This window comes from Thermaerobacillus caldiproteolyticus (genome assembly GCF_015326725.1).
Taxonomy (GTDB): Bacteria; Bacillota; Bacilli; order Bacillales; family Anoxybacillaceae; genus Thermaerobacillus; species Thermaerobacillus caldiproteolyticus.
In genome coordinates, this window is record NZ_CP064060.1 from 181056 (window position 1) to 201956 (window position 20901).

18 protein-coding genes and 1 pseudogene are annotated in these 20901 nt (G+C 39.8%); 16 read left to right on the forward strand and 3 right to left on the reverse strand.

The features are described 5' to 3' along the window. Positions 1-15: 15 nt before the first annotated feature. The 8 genes from ISX45_RS00995 (at position 16) to ISX45_RS01030 (ending at position 7180) form a co-directional block, all read left to right on the forward strand. Entirely contained in the window at positions 16-3234 is a 3219-nt protein-coding gene (locus ISX45_RS00995; RefSeq protein WP_194519766.1) for a DNRLRE domain-containing protein, read from the forward strand. A gap of 2 nt (positions 3235-3236) precedes the next feature. Continuing rightward, positions 3237-4346, forward strand: a complete 1110-nt coding sequence (locus tag ISX45_RS01000; RefSeq protein ID WP_194519767.1) for a hypothetical protein — start codon at positions 3237-3239, stop codon at positions 4344-4346. Beyond that, positions 4343-4570, forward strand: coding sequence for a hypothetical protein (locus tag ISX45_RS01005; protein WP_194519768.1), 228 nt, complete (start codon positions 4343-4345; stop codon positions 4568-4570). Before ISX45_RS01000 ends, ISX45_RS01005 begins: the two co-directional genes overlap by 4 nt. 15 nt (positions 4571-4585) lie before the next feature. Then, a complete protein-coding gene (locus ISX45_RS01010; protein ID WP_194519769.1) occupies positions 4586-5011 on the forward strand; it encodes a phage holin family protein in 426 nt (141 codons plus the stop codon). Continuing rightward, the gene (locus ISX45_RS01015) at positions 5008-5658 is read left to right on the forward strand and encodes a glucosaminidase domain-containing protein (RefSeq protein ID WP_407649686.1); all 651 of its coding nucleotides are present in this window, start codon (positions 5008-5010) and stop codon (positions 5656-5658) included. The genes ISX45_RS01010 and ISX45_RS01015 overlap by 4 nt, the downstream gene beginning before the upstream one ends. Before the next feature lie 195 nt (positions 5659-5853). Continuing rightward, on the forward strand, positions 5854-6453 hold the full coding sequence (locus ISX45_RS01020; RefSeq protein ID WP_194519770.1) for a DUF4879 domain-containing protein: 600 nt from the start codon (positions 5854-5856) through the stop codon (positions 6451-6453). A 20-nt stretch (positions 6454-6473) separates the two neighbouring features. Continuing rightward, positions 6474-6851, forward strand: coding sequence for a hypothetical protein (locus tag ISX45_RS01025; RefSeq protein ID WP_194519771.1), 378 nt, complete (start codon positions 6474-6476; stop codon positions 6849-6851). A 110-nt stretch (positions 6852-6961) separates the two neighbouring features. Next, on the forward strand, positions 6962-7180 hold the full coding sequence (locus tag ISX45_RS01030; RefSeq protein ID WP_194519772.1) for a hypothetical protein: 219 nt from the start codon (positions 6962-6964) through the stop codon (positions 7178-7180). Between the two features lie 276 nt (positions 7181-7456). Here the strand turns inward: ISX45_RS01030 and ISX45_RS01035 are convergent, their stop codons facing one another. Beyond that, a complete protein-coding gene (locus ISX45_RS01035) occupies positions 7457-7801 on the reverse strand; it encodes a hypothetical protein (protein WP_011888040.1) in 345 nt (114 codons plus the stop codon). Positions 7802-7819: 18 nt separating this feature from the next. Continuing rightward, complete coding sequence (locus ISX45_RS01040) at positions 7820-8281, reverse strand: DUF4879 domain-containing protein (protein ID WP_194519773.1); 462 nt, start codon at positions 8279-8281, stop codon at positions 7820-7822. Positions 8282-8715: 434 nt separating this feature from the next. Here ISX45_RS01040 and ISX45_RS01045 point away from each other — a divergent pair, with 434 nt between their 5' ends. Next, the gene (locus ISX45_RS01045) at positions 8716-9399 is read left to right on the forward strand and encodes a DUF3800 domain-containing protein (protein WP_194519774.1); all 684 of its coding nucleotides are present in this window, start codon (positions 8716-8718) and stop codon (positions 9397-9399) included. Then, the gene (locus ISX45_RS01050; RefSeq protein ID WP_194519775.1) at positions 9396-9857 is read left to right on the forward strand and encodes a hypothetical protein; all 462 of its coding nucleotides are present in this window, start codon (positions 9396-9398) and stop codon (positions 9855-9857) included. The genes ISX45_RS01045 and ISX45_RS01050 overlap by 4 nt, the downstream gene beginning before the upstream one ends. Positions 9858-10026: 169 nt before the next feature. Here the strand turns inward: ISX45_RS01050 and ISX45_RS01055 are convergent, their stop codons facing one another. Continuing rightward, the gene (locus tag ISX45_RS01055) at positions 10027-10614 is read right to left on the reverse strand and encodes a hypothetical protein (protein ID WP_194519776.1); all 588 of its coding nucleotides are present in this window, start codon (positions 10612-10614) and stop codon (positions 10027-10029) included. A 353-nt stretch (positions 10615-10967) separates the two neighbouring features. Between ISX45_RS01055 and ISX45_RS01060 the strand changes: the two genes are divergently transcribed. The 6 genes and pseudogenes from ISX45_RS01060 to addA all read left to right on the forward strand — a co-directional run bounded on the left by ISX45_RS01060 (position 10968) and on the right by addA (position 20885). After that, positions 10968-11489: a hypothetical protein gene (locus tag ISX45_RS01060; protein ID WP_194519777.1), complete on the forward strand. Its 522-nt coding sequence runs from the start codon at positions 10968-10970 to the stop codon at positions 11487-11489. 289 nt (positions 11490-11778) lie between these two features. Continuing rightward, positions 11779-12141 (forward strand): annotated as a pseudogene (locus tag ISX45_RS01065) (competence protein ComK); the annotation flags it as partial. Positions 12142-12231: 90 nt separating this feature from the next. Further along, positions 12232-12852 carry a TVP38/TMEM64 family protein gene (locus ISX45_RS01070; protein ID WP_194519778.1) on the forward strand — a complete coding sequence of 207 codons (621 nt, stop codon included), beginning with the start codon at positions 12232-12234 and terminating at the stop codon, positions 12850-12852. Beyond that, positions 12853-13419 carry a signal peptidase I gene (gene lepB / locus ISX45_RS01075; RefSeq protein ID WP_407649687.1) on the forward strand — a complete coding sequence of 189 codons (567 nt, stop codon included), beginning with the start codon at positions 12853-12855 and terminating at the stop codon, positions 13417-13419. A 211-nt stretch (positions 13420-13630) separates the two neighbouring features. Further along, on the forward strand, positions 13631-17140 hold the full coding sequence (gene addB / locus ISX45_RS01080) for a helicase-exonuclease AddAB subunit AddB (RefSeq protein WP_194519779.1): 3510 nt from the start codon (positions 13631-13633) through the stop codon (positions 17138-17140). After that, a complete protein-coding gene (addA, locus tag ISX45_RS01085; protein ID WP_194519780.1) occupies positions 17133-20885 on the forward strand; it encodes a helicase-exonuclease AddAB subunit AddA in 3753 nt (1250 codons plus the stop codon). The genes addB and addA overlap by 8 nt, the downstream gene beginning before the upstream one ends. The last annotated feature ends 16 nt before the right edge of the window (positions 20886-20901 follow it).

The following is a 20901-nucleotide window of genomic DNA, read 5'->3' on the forward strand; positions in this document are numbered from 1 at the left end:
GGAGGGAGGTGCGGTATGCCAACGCAAAATTTTAAAGTGGGGGAGATGCTTAATAAGCGTACCCCTTTTTCTAAAACATGGATCAACTTTGACGGATCATATACAACGGAAATTTACAATGCACCTGTTCACTATGAAGATGAAAACGGAAATTTGCACAATATTAACACTGACTTGTACGATGAAGCAGACTTGGATCATGTAGATTTTCCGGTCGCAAAAGAAGGAATAGAAGAATTCCGCATGATGAAATCGGCATGTATAAATTTGAAAAAGAAAAACATCCTTGACCGGGATTCACTAGATTTCCAAGGATTGAAGGTGCCTTTTGACTGCCGGATCCCGAAGAATTTCAAACGGGGTTATGTGATCGGAAAAGGACAAAATAGATTGCGTTTTATTCCTGTCGGAGCAAGCCCATCAAAGGGATATATCGAAAAAGACAAAAAGAATTGTGTACACTATCAGGATGTATGGAACGACACAGATGTTTGTCTCGAAGTCATGCCAAACGGTGTGAAAGAGACAATCATTTTGAAAAGTGACCGCGCTCCTTTTTCTTTTTCATTTGAGGTGGATGGTCCTTTAGCGGATGATTTAACAGCAGGAGAAATGCGACTGCACTCAGCATGGCTTGTGGATGCGAATGGAACCAAACGTGATGTTTCACAGACCATACGGAGAGAAAACGGGAAAACGTACGTTGATTTAGTTGCTGATGTGACGGGGCTTGTTTATCCGATTGGGATTGACCCGACGGTGACGATTGATAGCACTATAAAAGATGTACTAGTATCTCCCACAGGTACTAATTCCACATCTCAAAATTACACATTAGGAACTGTTAACAATAATCCTAATAGAATTTTATATCATTTCGACGTTTCTAGTATTCCAGCAGGAGCTATCATATTGTCGGCTTATTTAAATTTGTATTCATATGGTAGTAACGGAAGTTTTTTAGCTTATATAAATGCAATTTTGGAGAACTGGAACACATACGTTTCGTGGAATAATTTACCGAAAACAACTTATACACAAAGCGGGCAACCCGACCATTCTTTGAATGTAGGAATTAATATAAATCAATATGATGCATTTGAGATTACAAAAATTGTACAAAAATGGGTTAATGGACAAACAAATTATGGTGTAATGATACAACAGTTTGATGAAGGAACCAATACGAACAAAAGCTATAGAAGCCCCAGAGCATCAGATAATCGACCTTATGTGAGTATTAACTATAACGTACCACCAACTGCCCCAACCGTCACAAGCCCAAACGGCGGGGAAACGTGGAATGCGCAGCATACGATTACATGGAATGCGGCAACAGATGGCGATAATGAACAAATAATAGACACAGGACAAACAAAACTACGGGAAGGTACTATTGGACAATTATTTACTGCACAAGGAAGTGTCATTAACAAATTAAAATTTAATCTTTCAGTAACTTCGTCAGGTTCTGTAAGTTTTGGCGTAGGGATATATAGCGCCGATGTAAATGGGCTACCTACGAATCAATTATTTTACACCAACGCTTCTACAACGCTTGATACGAATCCAAGGGAGATACAAATAGCTATATATCCTAATTTGAACGTCACACCAGGTCAAAAATATGTGGTGGTTTTATTTTTAAATGGTATTACCTATGGTCATGGATCAACAGGAAAAACTGACGGCGGATTTGTCTACCGTAACGGCAGCGCATATGTAAAAGATCCATCAAAGACTTTATATTTAATAGTCGGTTATGTATCAATGTTATTGTCATACCAAATACAACTATCAATTAACAACGGACAAACTTGGAAAGACATCGTTCCATTAACTTCGCTGGGCGCAACATCGTACACATACGACTTTTCCAACGAGCCGGAAACGTCGCTTGCAAAAATTCGAATCCGTGCCTACGATGGAACATCATACGGATCATGGGACGAATCAGATGGTGTTTTCACGATACAGCACAACCAAGCGCCGACTGTACCAACGAATCTTTCACCAAGCGGCGGCGCATCGGTAGACCGCGCAAGTGTGGTCCGTTTATCATGGCAACATAATGACCCGAACTCAAATGACCCACAATCGCAATTTGATCTGCAATGGCGAAAACAAGGCGATGCAACGTGGAATGATGTTAGCCAAGTAACGACGAATCAGTATTGGGATGCTCCGGAGGGTACATTCCCGAAAGGAACAATCGAATGGCGTGTTCGAACGTATGACCAAGCAGGATTATCAAGTCCGTATTCCGATATACAAACCTTTTTTGCAGGGGACAAGCCAGCGAATCCGACAATCACCAATATTACGGATGGTTCAATTGTTCCTGTTGCGAATCCGGTGATTCAATGGAGTTCTGTTGGTCAAACTGGATATCATGTGAAATTGCTGGACAGTAATGATGATTTATTGTGGGAAATTCAAGCGAACAGCGCCAATAAAGCACAAACGATTCTTTACGGGCTTCAAAATAACACAGATTACAAGATTCAACTTGCGATTAAAAATGCGGACAATTTGTGGTCGGATTTTGTTACAGTTAACATTCATGTTTCTTATACGCCACCAGCAGTACCGATTGTTACAACAACAAAAGGAGAGGGAATTATTACGATTTCTATCGACAATCCAATTCCATCCGGTACGCAACCGAATGTGTCTTACAACGATTTATATCGCCGAAAACAAGGCGAATCAACTTGGACACGAATTGCAAAGAATATACCGGCTGATGCTTCCTTTGTCGATTACACGCCTGCGTCCGGGCAAGTGTATCAATATCTCGTCCGTGCTTGGGGAGATAACGGAACCTATTCGGATAGCCCTGTAGTAAGTGAGTCTATCTCTTTCATTGGAGTATGGCTTCACGAAGCAGCCAATCCGTTAGAAACACTGCACCAATTCAAACTCGTGAGTGATCGCAGCGGAAATTGGCAACCGACCGCGACCATGATGCAATTTGCGGGGCGACGTTTGCCAGTCGCGGAATACGATGATACCGAGCAACATTCTGTCAGTGTGAAGTTCAGCTTATTAAAAGATAGTGGCGACTTAGAAGCACTAGAAAAGCTGATTCGTTCGAAAAATACACTTTGTTATCGTGATGCTCGTGGTAGAAAAATGTTCTGTCATGTGTTTCAATTACCAGTCGATGACGAGGTTTATGGCAATACAGTCAGCCTCACATTTGAAGAAGTATCGTACACGGAGGAAGTGTAATCATGCTTTCGCTAGTCAACTATCTATATTCAAAGCAAGAAATTATTGACGCACTTCACGGGAAGTATGGTCAACGTCATTTTAAATTCCGTTATGATTTACTTGATAAGGACGACAAGAAAATAGGTGAATTAGATTCAGTTGTAGATGGGGAAGTCTCAATGGCTTCCCTCGATTCAATTAAACGGACTGCGAAGTTTCGTTTGAAAGACCGCGGGGAAATCAATTGGTTGAGCGATCGTATTCAACCTTTTGCCCTTTTGAGGATGAGAGACGGGAAATATATCGAGTTTCCACTCGGTATTTTTCTTTTGTCGAGTCCAACGAGGAAGGACGAAAACAAATCGGTGTATCGTGATGTAGAAGCATACGACGGTCTACTGATTTTGCGAGATGATAAATTTGACACTCGTTATACCGTTACGGCAGGTACGAATTATCGGCAAGCAGTCATTGATATTTTGACTTCTGCCGGCATAACAAAGCACAACATCGAGCAAACCGACAAGGTGCTGCCTGTCGATATGGAATTTGAGCCGGGAAAGGAAAAGTTGGAAGCAGTCAACGCACTCTTGCAAGCGATCAACTATACGCCGTTGTATGTCGATGTGTACGGATATTTTACGAGCATGACGTACAGGAGTCCTTCCATCCGTGCGGCAGAATACACATATAAAGATGATGAATTGTCCATCATTTATCCCGGCATAGAAGAAGAACTTGATCTTTTCAGTGTACCGAACAAGTGGGTAGTTGTTTGTTCGAGTGCTGAACAGTCGCTAATGTCTTCGTATACCAACAGCAATCCAGACAGCCCTACAAGCACGGTGAATCGCGGTCGTACCATCGTTGACTACCGAGAAGTCACGGACATTGCCGACCAGCAATCTTTAGATGCATATGTGCAACGCATAGCATTTGAAGCAAGCCAAGTATATGGAAAGCTGACGTTTGAAACAGCCTTGAACCCACTCCATGATTATGCAGATGTGCTGCAGATTGAATATTCACCACTTGGAATTAGCGGCAAGTATTCTGAAACCAGTTGGACCATGCCGTTGAAAGCCGGTGCAAGGATGAAGCATGAAGTCCGGAAGGTGGTGTCGATATGATAGACCACGATTTTTTTATTCAGAACTTCAAAAACCCCAAAAAAGAAAAAATAATTCAATTTGCGAGGGTGGACCCGAACTACACAGAGGGGCGCCCTCGTTTGATTTTTGACGGGGAAACGGTCGTAAGCGGTAAAGCATACCCGTATTTGGCTAGCTATACCCCGGCGGCAAACGATCGGGTGATGGTGATTAAAGGTGTTGTTGTAGGGAAGATCATATAGAGAAGAGGGATGATTTTGGAGAGATTAAGTGCGATTTATAAAATCTTAGTGTCAGCCATCGGCGGTATTGTCGGTTTTTTCTTCGGTGGCTGGACAGTTCCTTTGAAAATTTTGGTTTCCCTTTCGCTCGTTGACTATTCAACGGGATTAATAGCAGGAGGGGTAGAAAAGAATCTTAGTAGCAAAGTGGGGTTCAGGGGTATTGCTAAAAAGGTGATGATGTTTGCTCTTGTAGCGACTGGAAATCTTGTTGATATTGCAATTGGAAAGGGGCATGTTTTTAGGGATGCGGTTATTTTCTTTTATATGGGCAATGAGATTTTGTCCATTTTAGAAAATGCAGGACGTATTGGTTTACCTTATCCAGAACAGCTTCGTTCGGCAATTGAAGTTTTGAAAGGGAAAAATGAGGAGAAAAAGATAAGGGAGGAATCAAGATGAGTAATTTCATTCAAGAAATCGCGTCTTACGCGCAACGGATTCAGGAAAAGTACAAAATTCTTGCTTCTCTTGTGATCGCGCAAGCGTGCCTCGAGTCTAACTTTGGACAAAGTGGACTAGCTCAAAAAGGGAAAAACCTTTTCGGGATTAAAGGAAGCTACAACGGACAGTCAATCAAAATGAAAACAACAGAGTTTCGCAATGGCAAAGAGTATCAAACAGACGCAGCATTCCGGAAGTATCCTTCTTGGTTGGAGAGTCTTGAAGATTTAGCAAAGTTGTACGTGAATGGCGTCAGCTGGGATCGGAATAAGTACAAGCCGATCGTCGGCGAAACAAACTATATTCTGGCTTGCAAAAAGGTTCAAGAATGTGGTTATTGCACTGATCCGAATTATGCTACAAAGCTAATTAATATCATCGAAAAGTACGAGTTGCATAAATACGATAAAGTCGGAAATAAGAAACCAGTGAAAGTGCAAGCTGCGACCAAAAAAGAAGAACCTCAAATTTACGTCGTAAAAAAAGGTGATACACTCACCGCAATTGCGAAACGATACAATACAACGGTGCAAAATTTGGTGAAGCTGAACAAAATTAAAAATCCTGACTTGATTCTTGTAGGTCAGAAACTGAAATTAAAGTGACCCTGCCGTTTGGCAGGGTTTTTTATTTTGTATAAAAACCGTACATTTGTTCCTATTTTTATATCCTGCAATCGGGAAAATTTTAAAATATGTTGAATTTTTTGGTTAAAATTATAAAGATTTGCATAATGAAGTCGATAAATAATATGGGAGTTTATTCCACTTTATTTCTTAAAAAAGAAGGAGGAGTAAAAGATGAAAAAATTTATACTGACATTCTTTACTTTATGTTTGAGCTTGGTAGTTGTTAATACTACTGAAGCAGCAACTCCAATTGAAGAAAACTCTTCTATTTTTATTGAAAATCTCAAAAAAGAACATCCTGATTGGGTAATAAATCCTGTAACCCAAGAAGAAGTCTCTGAAATTCGTAAAGAGATGGCTACAACAAATTCAATAACAGGATCTGCGCCACCGGTTACAGCATTATATATTGATCAAGTAGGATGGGATCTTGAAACTACAACGCCACAAATCCAATATATTAATAATGAATTAACCTCTGCACCTGTTAGAGGAATCACTGGAGTTGGAGTTGTAGAAATAGGATATGGGCATTATTTCCAATGGTTAGGTGCAGAACAAATAACTTATAACGATCCAACTTATCTTATAGAAACATCAACTATTGATTTTGAAGGTGATACTATTGTAGATGGTTTTTACCATGTTGTATATTTTGATTCTGATGTGAAAATCCCTAGTGGTTCTTCTGTTGAATATCGTTGTCAATCTACTTCAATGAATTATCCTTGGAATACTATGACTGCTTTTATTAACATTCCACATCAATAAATAGAAAAGGAGTGAGAATAATGTTGAGTGGATTAAACCAAGAACAGATTGCAAATTTTAATTCTAATTGTCAACTTTGGATGCTTCGATCTCTTTATGGATATAAAGGACATGTATTAGAGGAAAAAAATAATATTGTTACTTTAGATGGTAAAGATTTTAGAAATATGATGGAAAATGCAACTGAACCCATTAATCCAGATAATGTGATACACATGTCAGCAGAAGAAGAACGTCGACTTCGCAGTAACGGAAACAGTGAACTTCTTATTCAAGCATTAAAAAGAGCTGGTGAATTAGGAATACTAGATCCAAATGGGCATCAAAAATCACCTGTTGTACAACGAATTAATCGAAACATCAATCAAAGTTTAGGATATAAAGCTTACGGATTATAATCAAGAAAAACTGGAAAAGGCGTTCATTTAGTAATGCATGAACGCCTTCTTTTTTTATTGGTTTTTTCAATAATCAGGGGTTGTATCTTACCTATCGAGGAGGTGATTCCATGTTCGAGATTGTCGGCCGACTGCGCTGTCCCATTTGTTCAGAGGTGGTTCGACCAGACGAGAAGGTCTTCCTTGACATTATCAACACCGTCATTCATCAGAAATGCTACTATAAATCTCCGCAGCGTAAACTCCCATTCAAGGATGAAGGCCCCTTCAAAAAGATGCTATTGAAATATCCGTTTTTCTACGAGGACGATGAAGATGATTCCATGTGAAAAGCCCTTCTCATTTAAGAAGGGCGTTGATTCCTTATAGGTAATATCGTATATGTAGTAGTGTTTTAATTCCTCATAGTTAAGATACAAACCTCAAAAAGCGTTGATGTATCAACGTTTTTCTGAAATGGCTACATTCAGTATACATCGTTTAGAAAATTTAGTCAATATGCGGGGATGTTTAATGGAGAATACGCAAAAAGCCCCTCTCATTCGAGAGGGGTTCAGTTTGTCGACAAAGCCGACAAGCAGAACCTTCTATGATATTTTGTTGTATTACACCCTTTCTTCATATTTTGAAATTAGATATTCATCGTTTCCAACTAGTCCTAGCTTAAACGCTTTATTGACAATTTCAGCTACCTCTGTTGAGAAAAAGACATTTGTACCGTACTTCAATTTGTCTTCAAGTATTTGTTTATGGTATTTTGAAGTTTCTCTAGATAAATTTTTGTTAACAACTTTATCCTCTTCAAGCGCTTTTTGAAACTCTATGAAATCCATCGATTTATTTTGGCCTTCTCTTCCTCCAAAGGGCTCACCGTTTCGAATATGATTTCTAAACTTAGCTCCTAAAGTTAATTGTGTATAAGCGGCAAATGCAGCTTTATTGATATTCATAATCCTCCTCCTCTGCTTTTACTCTACATTTATATAAAGATTATCGTAAAAAGTATTATTAGGTGGATAATAGTCTCTTGCAGATACAGTAAATTGTCCACTTTCTACTTTATCTAGTGGTATTTCATAATATTTAATCCATCCAATAACCATTCCGCTTGAATCTGTTACTGGTTCTCTCATATCAATAATTTCTTTTGCAATACTTGTTATGTCTTGTCCCTTATTATATATTCTAAACCACCCATTTAATTCAGTACCTTCTACATAAACTGCTATATATCCAGTTTCCCCTGACATAGGATAGGATGCACTTGTTTGATCAAATGAAATGTATTCCCATTCATAATTTGCACCATCCGAAGTAACACCAATAATTTGTAGATCGGTTAAAGGAGGTGCAGGAGCAGCCTTTGCTTCATTATGATTAAGAGTAAACACAAAAGCTATAGCAAACAAAAATCCAAATACTTTTTTCATTATACATCCTCCTTTTAGAATTTAATTTAATTTCAATAGTTATATCGGAAACGATTCGGAAAAATTAAGCAGTTTTTTTAAATTTAGTTAATTAGTAATAGAAATAAGTAATTTTAAAACAAAAATTATATTATATGTTAAAAATTACAAAAATTTCTTTGAAGAGGTTTTTATTTAGAGAAAATGTATGACAAAGCTCCTAATCAATGGATCTAAATCAGATCTGAGCCCATCTTGTCAATTTTATCGACAAGCTAGAACCCTGCCGTTTGGCGGGGGATTTTTTATTTGTCAAGAAATATCAACAAATTTTTTATATCGATTATTGGTATTTATTGTAGAAAAAAATCGTGATATAATCGGAATTATCCATAAAGTCTGGAGTTTTATCTACAGGAACTGTTTTTCCATCTGAAAGTATTGAGGTGGGGAAAATGATTGAGGTTTATTGCGATGAAAGTCGACCAGAAGCTTTGTATGGAATGAAAAAAATAGATAATTATATGGTAATTGGTGGTATTTGGATACCAAAAGTTGAGAGAGATGAAATTAAACAAAAAATTAGATACTTGAAACAAAAGCATCAACTATTTGGTGAAATTAAATGGAAAAACGTTGCCCCTTCTAAGTTAGAATTCTTTTTAGAACTCGTTGATCTTTTTTTTGAATCCCAAAGTCTTAGATTTCGATGTATAGTTGTAGATGGTAATAAAGTTGATATAAATCAATATCATAACTCAGATAATGAATTAGGTTTTTATAAATTTTATTATCAATTATTGGTTCATTGGTTAGAACCGATGAACCATTACAGAATTTTTCTAGATTTTAAGAAAAATAAACAAAGTGATAGGCTCCATACACTAGAAAAAGTTTTAAATAATGCATCGTTTAGCTTTATTGAAGATGTTCAGGCAATAGAGTCTAAGCATTCATTACTTATTCAACTAACAGATGTATTAATCGGAGCTGTGGGTTACAAATACCACAATTATCAAACTAGCGATGCAAAATTGAAATTAGTTGAAACAATTGAAAAGCGACTTGGCCATCCTATCCAAAGTACTTTTAAATCTGCAAAAAAATTTAATGTTTTTGAGATTGATTTAAATCGATGAGTAAGGTAAACACGCTTTATTCAGATCTTTTAATTTTGGATAGTGAGGCCGATTATAAACAATACTATATTGAAGAATACTGTAATAAAGATATTTATACCCATGATGGAATTAAGGTAAAATTCCCTCCTAATCAATTCGAACATTCATTTTTTGAGAGTGCAAATCGAAGACAAAAAGATAAAAGCATTTTTTCGAGAGAAAGAGCCGAAAGGCTATCTTGGATTAAAAAAGTTTTAAACGATCCATCTCTACAACTTTATGCTGGTTGGGATTCAAAGAAAAGAAGATATGACCACACAAGAAGAGTTTGTTTGGTTACTCCAGACAGATATGTGGTTATACTACGTATGATAAATCCTAGATTAGCTTCTTTTGTAACTGCTTATGTAATTGATAATGATGATAACCTGGCCAAAATTAAAGCAAGCCCTATATGGAATCCGTCATTTAGTTAAAGGTATTGACTTTTAAAAATTATATGTTATATTTTAATTGTCCTGTACTTATAGTATTGGGATCTGCAAAGGTTTCGGTCGCTGAACCCGTAATCAGCGTCCATCTTATTTTTAGGATATAAAATCCCTTCTCATATGAGAAGGGATTTTTGTTTATTAAAAGCATAGCTTATTGAACAAATAATAATGCTTTTTCTTTTAGATGTTGTGTAACTTCTTTATAATAAGGAATATGTTTTGGAATGGCATATAACCATTTTTGTTTAGACAAATACTGCTCTTTCTCCTGGAAATCCTTTAAGTGTTTCACAAATTCAGAACCGTCTAATGAGGGTTCGTATAGTAATCGATATAAGTCATTTTCCTTTTTTCTTACTTCTAGAAGATGGTTTTTCCAAGTTTCTATTGAACATTCATTTACTTTTATAAAGTGTTGTTTCAGCTTCTTGGCTAATTCAGCTGATCTACGTGCAGCATGGTGATAATGTTTTGTGCAGTGACATAAATAGCAAAGTGCTTTTATATCCGTCAATATTAATAAACACTTTTCTTCGTCAAAGTCCCAAACTTCATGAGCTTCTAATGATCCTTCACTATATTCGCATATGCTACATTGAAAATTGGCCACTTCGTAGACTTTTTTTCTGATTTTATCCCATAGGCTACCGGGAATGACTGACCGCAAGCTTTTGTGTTGTACATATGTAGGCAATCGGGTTTGAATGGTTAATTTTAAATTCGGACTTAAAACACTCATAGTAACATTCCTCCTTCAAAAGTGCTACTATAAATTCCCATCTTATAAACAATTCTCTATCCGAGACAAAGGATCCTTTCAGAAAATACTCCTGAAATATCCGTTTTTCTATTAATTTTTTACATAATTCGACAAAAATTTATAATACAGTTATGTTATCTTTAAAAAGGAAAAAATACAAAGAGGAGGATACCGTGGACAATATTGCTTTAGTTATTAGCCTTATTGCGATGGTTGCTTTTCTTGTTTATTAGGTTCGTGGCATCGCGGGGGTTGCGAAAAAAAGAGAAGGAACAAAAACGCTATTTAAACGCTCGCTTATTGCTTTGGCAGTATCTCTCGTAGGATTTATTGTGGTCGGAATGACGACAGAGCCGCCAAAGCAAACAGCGAAGGAACCAAAGCAAGAGCAGCAAAAAGAACAAAAATCTGAAAAGACATCTAATAAGCAAGAAGCCAAGCCTGCTGTAGCTCAACCGAAAGAGAAAAAAGAAGAACCAAAAAAGCCAGAGGAGAAGAAAGAGGATCGAGTTAAAAAAGAAGAACAACCCAAAAATATCACAAGTGAACAAATTACTCCAAAGGGTGGATTAGGAGATACATTGGATGTATTTGAAAAACAATACGGAGAAAACGCTGGCGATCAAGAGATGGGACGCTTTCAAAACGATTATATATTACCGATGTTCCTTGACGGCAAAGCCTGGAATATCAAAATTCAATTCGAGGCAACAAACCAGAAGGCAAGAAGCATGAAGGAAGCACTAACTGTAGCTCAAGGATTTATTCCGAAGGATGCGCAAAAGGTAAAAGAATACGACCAACCTGAAATGGGTAGGAAGGTAATCGAGTATAAAAGTGAATTGCTAAAATAACGTTTTCCTGATTCTAATCCACCTAGGACATTTATTGTAATCGCTAGTTATGGCGAAGCTGGCAAGGAAAATGAAGTATTTGGACTTACAATAGGTGTTGGCAATAATCCGTAAGCCTACTCGCTTTGAGTAGGCTCTTTTTTAGTACACAGTATCAGAGACAAGAAAAGCTGGAGAAGTGTGCAAGGAATGTGAATTTTCGTATGAAATGTTATGTAAGTAGGACTTCTAATATGCTTGTTGAGTAGCATAATATTTATTAGGGGAAGAAAATTTATGTAGTACCATAACTTTCGATGGAAGGAAAGAAGGAACAAGGGCCATCATAGGAATTACCCATAAAGCCCCGATTGCCGTTGAGCCACTCAATGAAATTTATGTATTCCCAACTACTTCTCCTAATGCTCCTCGCTGTGTATGGCTATCACATATTCACGTGTTTCAATATGAACCTTCGAAAGAAGAACAAACGGTCGTTTATTTTAAAAATGAAAAAAGTATTCTCCTTGAAGTTTCCTATCATTCGTTTGTTAACCAATTATATCGAACGGCACAGCTGCGAACGAAATTATCAGAGCGAATAGAAGCGCGCGAGCGAAAAATGCAATATTTATTTCGTATGGATCGCTCAAAAGAATGGCTGCAGCAATAAAATTTATAACAGTCGAAATTCTCTCTATTTATATTCCCCATAGAAGCGTGTAAAATATAAATGTTACTTCGATGTGAATGGGGAGTATTCATGGACTTAGAAACATTAAAACAATGGTTTACACTAAAAAATGTATTAGACTTACTGGAACATTATCGCTCGTTTGGAATGATACCAGGTATTGTGTTTACGCTGCTGGAGTCATTTTTCCCGGTGTTGCCGCTCTTTATATTTGTGATGGCGAACGCCGCTGCTTTCGGGTTATGGGAAGGATTTCTCATTTCTTGGATTGGTACTTGTCTTGGTTCGATTTTTGTATTTTGGATAGCGCGAAAAGTAGGACAAAAACAGTTTTTCCGCTTTTTAAGCCGCCATCAAAAAGTGAGACGATTAATGAATTGGGTAGAGCGGCATGGATTTGGGCCTTTATTTTTGTTATATTGTTTTCCGTTTACCCCATCGGCGATTATTAATGTGGTCGCAGGCTTATCGCGTATTAGCAGGCAGCAATTTATTCTTGCCGTTTTATTTGGTAAGATGGTGATGATTTTTATGATTAGCTTTATTGGCTATGATCTTGCTGCGCTTGTGAAACAGCCGCTTCGTACTGTGGCAGTGGCGATTGTGATTATTTTGTTATGGTATGCAGGAAAACGAGTGGAAGCGCGATTTTCTTTGACGGACAAAGAGCCAAGCAAGGAAGATTCATAAATGACAGGTGGCGATTGTATGACGGAAAAACAACAACGTTTTCGAAAGCCGATTGTCTGGGGACTTGGATTATCCCTTCTTTTCACGGTTCGCTTTCTTTGTTTCACCAATTATATGGTGGAAGGTAAGTCGATGATGCCGACGCTACAAGAAGGAAATTTGCTTATTGTTAACAAGTTAAGCTATCAAATGGGAAACATTCGTCGTTTTGATATCGTTGTGTTTCATGCGAATGCGAAAGAAGACTATGTAAAGCGGGTCATTGGTTTGCCGGGAGACCGAGTAGAATATAAAAATGATGTATTGTATATTAACGGGAAGCGAATCGAAGAACCGTATTTGCAACCGTATAAACAGAAGTTAATTGACGGTAAATTAACTGGCGATTTTACACTTGAAGAGTTGACTGGGCAAAAAACGGTGCCGAAAGGATATATTTTTGTGCTCGGCGATAACCGATTAAGTAGTTGGGATAGCCGGCATTTTGGATTTGTGAAAATAAGTCGAGTTGTTGGCAAAGTAAATCTTCGGTATTGGCCGTTTAATAAGATGGCAGTGAGATTTTAGAACAAGATGTTCATCATAGCTTGTATGCTTGATGAATATCTTGTTTTTTTATGAGGAATATATGGAAAAATTGTATCAAAAACTTATATAGAACTAACAAGAAAAAACAGATATACTTATTTCGCGACAAAAAACTGCTACACATTCCTTTTAAGTATCGAACATATGTGCTATAATAAAAGAAATGCTGGAAAATGAAGGTGATGATGTCATGTCGCTTCGCTTTATTTTAGGACGATCCGGAAGCGGGAAAACGACAAAATGTTTAAATGAAATTCGCGAAATGTTGAGAGAAGAACCAAATGGGCCTTCCATTGTTTATCTTGTTCCTGAACAAATGACGTTTCAATCGGAATATAAGCTTATACATACACCGGGATTAGGGGGGATGATTCGCGCTCAAGTATTCAGCTTTACCCGGCTGGCTTGGCGTGTTTTGCAGGAGACAGGAGGCATGAGCCGATACCACTTGAACGATGTTGGGATTCAAATGTTGTTACGAAAAATTATTGAGCGGCACAAGCCGGAATTTAAGCTGTTTGGTCGCGCTGCCGATAAAGCGGGATTCATGACACAGCTTGGGGACATGATTGTCGAATGCAAGCGCTATTGTATTACACCTGAACAGCTTTTAGAAAAAGCTAACGTACTGCGCGAACAACAGGCGAAGGCAACGGCAAAAGTATTAGCCGATAAATTAAGCGATTTACACCTCATTTATGAACAATTAGAAAAGCAATTGATGCATCATTATATTGATTCAGAAGATTATTTGCGTCTATTAGCTGAGAAAATTCCACAATCGCGCTATCTTGCCAATGCTGAAATTTATGTAGATGGGTTCCATCATTTTACTCCACAAGAATATATGGTACTTGAACAGTTATTGCTTCATTGTAAGCGCGTAACAATTGCGTTAACAGTGGATGCTCCTTACAACGATCATCTCCCAAATGAACTTCATTTATTTCGCCTGACAGGCCAAACGTACCATGACATTCGTGAAATGGCGTTGCTAAACAATGTCGCTATCGACGATGTAGAATTGTTACAGCAAAACGTTCGTCATCGTGAAGCTGCGCTTGCTCATTTAGAAGCGCACTATGATTCTCGACCGGCTGTTTCTTTTTTAGAAGAAACGGAAGCGATTCAAATCTATGAAGCTTCAAATCGCCGTGCGGAAATTGAAGCAGTCGCACGCGAAATCGTTCGTCTTGTTCGCGATCAAGGGTATCGTTATAAAGATATTGCTGTCTTAGTTCGAAACACCAATGATTATCGCGATATATTGAAAACGATTTTTCAAGATTTTCACATTCCGTATTTTATGGATGAAAAGGAACCGATGCTTCATCATCCGCTCATCGAATTGCTTCGTTCCAGTTTAGAAGTTGTTACATCGCATTGGCGTTATGAGGCGGTGTTTCGCGCTGTAAAAACGGACTTGCTGTTTCCGAGTGATGCGAACATAGCGAAGATGCGTGAAGCGATGGACGAGCTGGAAAATTACGTGCTTGCCTATGGAATCAAAGGAGCGAAATGGACGAACGGAGAGCGTTGGACATACCGGCGTTATCAAGCGGTGGAAGGGCTATCGTTACCGCAAACGGATGAAGAAAAACAACGCGAAGATCAAATCAACAAGTGGCGGGAGTTGGTGGCGACGCCACTTGTGACATTGCAACGCCGCTTGCAGCGGGCAAAGGATGGGCGCGCTTTCTGTGAAGCGATTTATCGATATTTAGAAGAATTAGAGATTCCAAAAAAGCTAGAACGGCTGCAGATAGAGGCAGAAGCGCGGGGAAATTTAATAAAAGCAAGGCAGCATGATCAAGTATGGAAAGCTGTCATTGACTTGCTTGACCAATACGTCGAAATGTTAGGAGAAGAATCGCTTTCACTGAGTGAGTTTGCCAAAATTATCGAAACGGGACTTGACCGCCTTGAATTTTCTCTTGTGCCACCTGCCATCGATCAAGTGTTAATTGCGCATTTTGACCGTTCACGCCTTGTTGATATCAAGTGTGCGTTCATCATCGGCGCAAATGACGGGATCATTCCTGCTAAAATGAAAGAAGACGGTCTTTTGGCGGAAAATGAACGGGAGATTTTGCACGAGTCCGGTTTAAATGTGGCTCCGGGTGGAAGAGAGCAGCTGTTCTACGAATCATTTTCGATTTATTTAGCACTGACCAGTCCAAGTGAGCGGTTGTATATTACGTATCCGTTAGCCAATGAAGAAGGAAAAGCGTTAGCACCTTCGATGTTATTGAAGCGTCTTTGCGCATTATTTCCATCTTTGCATCCACGTTCGCGCGGAAACGAGCCGCTTGAAGCAACGGACGATGAACAATGTGAATTTGTTACGCATCCACATGCAACACTTACATACCTTGTTGCTCAATTGCAAGCATGGAAGCGAAATTATCCAATTCACCCGATTTGGTGGGATGTGTATAACTTTTACGCAGATGACGAAAAGTGGCGCTCAATAGCTCGAAACGTGTTGGCTAGCTTATTTTATGAAAATGTAGCACAACCGTTGAAAAAAGATATTACGAAACAACTGTACGGCAAAAAAATTCAAGCGAGCGTCTCACGAATGGAGCAATTTCAAAAATGCCCGTTTTCTCATTTTCTATCGCATGGTTTACGCTTAAAAGAGCGGAACATTTTCCGGCTAGAGGCACCGGATATCGGGCAACTGTTTCATTCTGCGTTAAAGTTTATTTCCGACCGTCTTCATGACGCGAAACTAGAATGGGGTCAACTGTCAAAACAACAATGCGAACAACTGTCAGTAGAAGCGGTGGAACGAATTGCACCAACCATTCAACAAGAAATTTTGTTAAGCTCGAACCGTTATCACTATATGAAGCGAAAGTTACAACAAATCATTTCACGGACGACAGCGGTATTAAGCGAACATGCAAAAGCAAGCGGATTCGTTCCGGTTGGACTTGAACTAGAATTTGGTCCGAACGGCGTGTTGCCACCGCTCACGTTTCGCCTTCAAGATGGTACATTAATGGAGTTAGTCGGACGCATTGACCGAGTCGATAAAGCAGATAGCTCTAAAGGGGTGTTATTGCGCGTCATTGACTATAAATCAAGTGCTAAATCATTAAATTTAACAGAAGTGTATTATGGGCTCGCATTGCAAATGTTGACGTATTTAGACATTGTCATTACTTACGCGGAACAATTAGTCGGAAGCGCAGCATGGCCGGCAGGAATTTTATATTTCCATATCCATAATCCGATCATTAAAAGCGATCAGTTATTCAATGATGAAAAAGAAGTCGAGCGAAAGCTGTTAGAGCAATTTAAAATGCGCGGCTTATTGCTAGGAGATGAAGAAGTCGTTCGATTGATGGACAAGCGGCTCGAAGACGGAAAATGGTCTCTCATTGTTCCTGCACAAATTACGAAAAAGGGAGCAATTCATTCAAGCTCTTCTGTCGTAAGCGAAGATGACTTCCACCATCTTCGCCGGCACGTTCGCCACTTGTTCAAAACGATTGGGCTCCGTATTGTTGAAGGGGTCATTGATATATCACCTTACAAACTAAGCGAGCAAACACCGTGCGAGTTTTGTTCGTTCAAATCCGTTTGTCAATTTGATGAATCATTTCCAAGCAACCAATATCGCGTGTTAATACCGCAAGCAAAAAGTGAGATTGTGAGAAAACTAGTGGAAGGGAAGGAGAAGGATGAATAGACAAATCCGTCCGAAACCGGAAGGAAGCCAGTGGACCGATGAACAATGGAAAGCGATCGTAGAGGATGGACGGCATATTTTAGTTGCTGCTGCGGCTGGGTCTGGAAAAACGGCAGTGCTAGTCGAACGGATTATCGAAAAAATTGTTGCCGAAGACGACCCTATTGATGTTGATCGTCTGCTTGTTGTGACGTTTACCAACGCTTCAGCAGCGGAAATGAAGACACGAATTGCTGAGGCAATTGAAAGAGAAATCGAAAAACATCCGAGTTCTCTACATTTAAGACGACAACTCAGCCTGTTAAATCGTGCATCCATTTCGACGATCCATGCATTTTGCTTGGACGTCATTCGCAAATATTACTACCTCATTGACATTGATCCTGTGTTTCGCATTGCCGATGATACGGAAGTGGAACTGTTAAAAGATGAAGTGATGGAAGAACTGTTAGAGGAACAGTACGGAAAAGAGGAAAATGAACAGTTTTTTCAGGTCGTTGACCGCTATACAGGCGATCGGAGCGATGAGGATTTACAGGAGATGATCTTAACGATTTACGAGTTTTCTCGCTCTCACCCCGATCCGTTCCGTTGGCTCGATCGGCTTGTTGATATGTATGATATTGGTACGGAAATGAAGCTTGAGCAGCTGCCATATATCGCGCATTTACAACGGTATATCGATATGGAGCTGGCAGCGGTAAAACGGTTGCTGACAAGGGCGCTTGAGGTGGCGCAGCTGCCAGGGGGACCGCTGCCGCGTGTGGAAAACTTCCGCGACGATTTACAAATTATTGCAAGATTAGAGGAAGCGAAGGCTCGCTCTTGGAATGAGTTATATGAGCAAATGCACGCGTTTTCGTTCTCGCGTGCAAAGCCGTGTCGCGGCGACGAGTATAAACAGGAACTGATTGATGAAGCAGCTGCTTTGCGCGAACAGGCGAAGAAAAAATTGGAAAATATTCGTGATGACATCTTTTCACTTCGCCCAGATACATGGCTTCGGCACATATGCGAAATGAAGCCGATCGTCGAAACGGTTGTTCAACTTGTGAAGCAATTTACGGAACGATTTCAACAGGCGAAGCGAGAAAGAGGATTGGTGGATTTTTCTGACTTAGAACACTACTGTTTACAAATTTTACGACATCCTGACTCTACGGAAGAACAACTTATTCCTTCAGAGGCGGCGCTTGATTATCGTGCGCAATTTGCCGAGGTGCTTATTGACGAGTATCAAGATGTGAACATGGTGCAAGAAGCAATTTTACAGCTTGTCACTAAAGGGAATGAGCAGTTCGGGAATTTATTTATGGTCGGTGACGTCAAACAGTCGATTTACCGTTTCCGTTTAGCTGAGCCGTTTTTATTTTTAAGCAAATATAAACGGTTTACAGCTGATGGCGAAACGGCGGGAATGAAAATTGATTTATCGCGTAACTTCCGAAGTCGCGCCGGGATTCTTGACGGAACGAACTTTATTTTTAAACAAATTATGGGAGAAACCGTTGGCGAAATTGTTTATGACGAAGAGGCAGAACTGAAATTAGGTGCAAGTGATTATCCAGAGAGTGAACATGTTGCAACAGAACTCATTGTCATTGATCGCAACAGCGGTGGAATCGAAGAAGCGGAAACGGAAGAAGAGGGATTTAACAGAAATGAACTTGCTGCAGCACAGCTAGAGGCACGGATGATGGCCAACAAAATTAAAGAGCTCATTGCCGGATCATTTGAAGTCTACGATCGCAAGGCAAAACGAATGCGCCGTGTCATGTATCGCGATATCGTCATCTTACTGCGCTCAATGTCGTCAGCACCGCAGATGATTGAAGAGTTTCGAGCCCAAGGAATTCCTGTATATGCGGATCTTTCATCAGGATATTTTCAAGCGACTGAAGTATCGGTGATGCTATCATTGTTGAAAATTATTGACAATCCTTACCAAGACATTCCGCTTGCAGCGGTGCTGCGCTCGCCGATTGTCGGTTTGAATGAAAATGAATTGGCGCTCATCCGCCTTCATGAAAGAAAAGGAACGTATTACGAAGCACTTCTCTCGTTTATTAACAAAGCAGCTGATAATGCAGAGGAAAAAGCGCTGCAAAAGACGTTGCGGCAATTTTACGAACACCTGCAACAATGGCGAACGAGAGCGCGACAAGGTTCGTTAGCCGATTTAATTTGGCAGCTGTATCGAGATACACATTTTTACGATTTTGTCGGCGGTATGCCCGGCGGAAAACAACGCCAAGCGAATTTACGCGCTCTTTATGACCGGGCGCGGCAATACGAAGCGACCTCTTTTCGCGGCTTATTTCGATTCTTACGCTTTATTGAACGGATGCAAAACCGCGGCGACGATTTAGGAGCGGCGCGTGCGCTCGGTGAACAAGAAGATGTCGTTCGGTTGATGACGATTCACAGCAGCAAAGGTCTCGAATTTCCGATTGTCTTTGTTGCCGGATTGGCGCGTTCGTTTAATATGCAAGATGTGAACAAGCCATATTTGCTGGACAAAGAACTAGGATTTGCGACGCGATTTGTTGATCCGAAGTTGCGCATTAGTTATCCGACGTTGCCGCAAATTGCCCTAAAGAAAAAATTGCGTCTCGATTTATTGGCGGAAGAAATGAGAATCCTTTATGTCGCCTTAACGCGTGCGAAAGAAAAGTTATACTTAGTTGCCGTGGTAAAAAATGCCGAGAAAGAAATGGCGAAATGGAAAAACGACATTACGGCGGAACAATGGCTTCTTTCCGATGATGTTCGTGCCTCGGCAAGCTGCTATTTAGATTGGATAGGCCGTGCGCTCATTCGCCATCGCGATGCTCAACATTTATGGGAACATTCCTTTGTCGTATCGGAAGAAATTAAGAATCATCCATCAAAATGGAATATCGAGATTGTCGGTGCAGAGCAATTATATGAAATTGATGTAGCGAAAGAACAGATTGATGCGGAAATCATGAGAGCGATTCAAAATATGAAGCCTGTTTCACAAACGAGTGACTATAAGCAGCAAGTGAATCGTCAACTTACATGGGAGTACGAGTACAAACAGGAAACGATTGTTCGTGCGAAACAGACGGTGTCTGAATTAAAGCGGCAACGAGACATTTTTGCGGAACATGCCGATCGTACGCTTCTTCGCTCACTTTCCAATCCGATTTTTGAACGGCCACGGTTTATGCAGGCGAAAAAGCTAACACCAGCGGAGCGCGGTACAGCCATGCATATGGTCATGCAGCATGTGGATGTTACCCGACCGATTACGGAAGAGACGATTCGGGAGCAAGTCGCAAAAATGGTCCATATCGAATTGTTAACGCATGAACAGGCAAATGCCATTGATGTTTCGAGTGTGGTTGCCTTTTTTACTACCGATGTTGGAAAACGTTTATGCCAAGCTCGGAATATTTATCGCGAAGTTCCGTTTAGCTTAGCAATGTCGGCGCAGGACGTGTACGGGCAATCATACGCAAGTGAAGACGGGTACGTCCTTGTTCAAGGGGTTATCGATTGTTTATTCGAGGACGACGACGGACTTGTATTAATCGATTTTAAAACGGATACGGTGACAGGGCGCTTTCAAGGCGGTTGGGAAGAGGCAAAACAAGTGATGAAATCTCGCTACGAAGCGCAAGTGAACCTATATCGTCGCGCCGTTGAACAAATTTGGAAAACGAACGTCCATGAATGTTATTTATATGTATTTGATGGTTCACATCTTCTTCCAATGTGATTCTAAGAGAATGTTG

Coding starts and splice junctions, on each gene's coding strand:
- ISX45_RS01000 (WP_194519767.1), top strand. CDS start 3,237: ATGCTTTCGCTAGTCAACTATCTATATTCAAAGCAAGAAATTATTGAC.
- ISX45_RS00995 (WP_194519766.1), top strand. CDS start 16: ATGCCAACGCAAAATTTTAAAGTGGGGGAGATGCTTAATAAGCGTACC.
- ISX45_RS01025 (WP_194519771.1), top strand. CDS start 6,474: ATGTTGAGTGGATTAAACCAAGAACAGATTGCAAATTTTAATTCTAAT.
- ISX45_RS01055 (WP_194519776.1), bottom strand. CDS start 10,614: ATGAGTGTTTTAAGTCCGAATTTAAAATTAACCATTCAAACCCGATTG.
- ISX45_RS01015 (WP_407649686.1), top strand. CDS start 5,008: ATGAGTAATTTCATTCAAGAAATCGCGTCTTACGCGCAACGGATTCAG.
- ISX45_RS01030 (WP_194519772.1), top strand. CDS start 6,962: ATGTTCGAGATTGTCGGCCGACTGCGCTGTCCCATTTGTTCAGAGGTG.
- addB (WP_194519779.1), top strand. CDS start 13,631: ATGTCGCTTCGCTTTATTTTAGGACGATCCGGAAGCGGGAAAACGACA.
- ISX45_RS01020 (WP_194519770.1), top strand. CDS start 5,854: ATGAAAAAATTTATACTGACATTCTTTACTTTATGTTTGAGCTTGGTA.
- ISX45_RS01005 (WP_194519768.1), top strand. CDS start 4,343: ATGATAGACCACGATTTTTTTATTCAGAACTTCAAAAACCCCAAAAAA.
- ISX45_RS01045 (WP_194519774.1), top strand. CDS start 8,716: ATGATTGAGGTTTATTGCGATGAAAGTCGACCAGAAGCTTTGTATGGA.
- addA (WP_194519780.1), top strand. CDS start 17,133: ATGAATAGACAAATCCGTCCGAAACCGGAAGGAAGCCAGTGGACCGAT.
- lepB (WP_407649687.1), top strand. CDS start 12,853: ATGACAGGTGGCGATTGTATGACGGAAAAACAACAACGTTTTCGAAAG.
- ISX45_RS01040 (WP_194519773.1), bottom strand. CDS start 8,281: ATGAAAAAAGTATTTGGATTTTTGTTTGCTATAGCTTTTGTGTTTACT.
- ISX45_RS01035 (WP_011888040.1), bottom strand. CDS start 7,801: ATGAATATCAATAAAGCTGCATTTGCCGCTTATACACAATTAACTTTA.
- ISX45_RS01050 (WP_194519775.1), top strand. CDS start 9,396: ATGAGTAAGGTAAACACGCTTTATTCAGATCTTTTAATTTTGGATAGT.
- ISX45_RS01070 (WP_194519778.1), top strand. CDS start 12,232: ATGGACTTAGAAACATTAAAACAATGGTTTACACTAAAAAATGTATTA.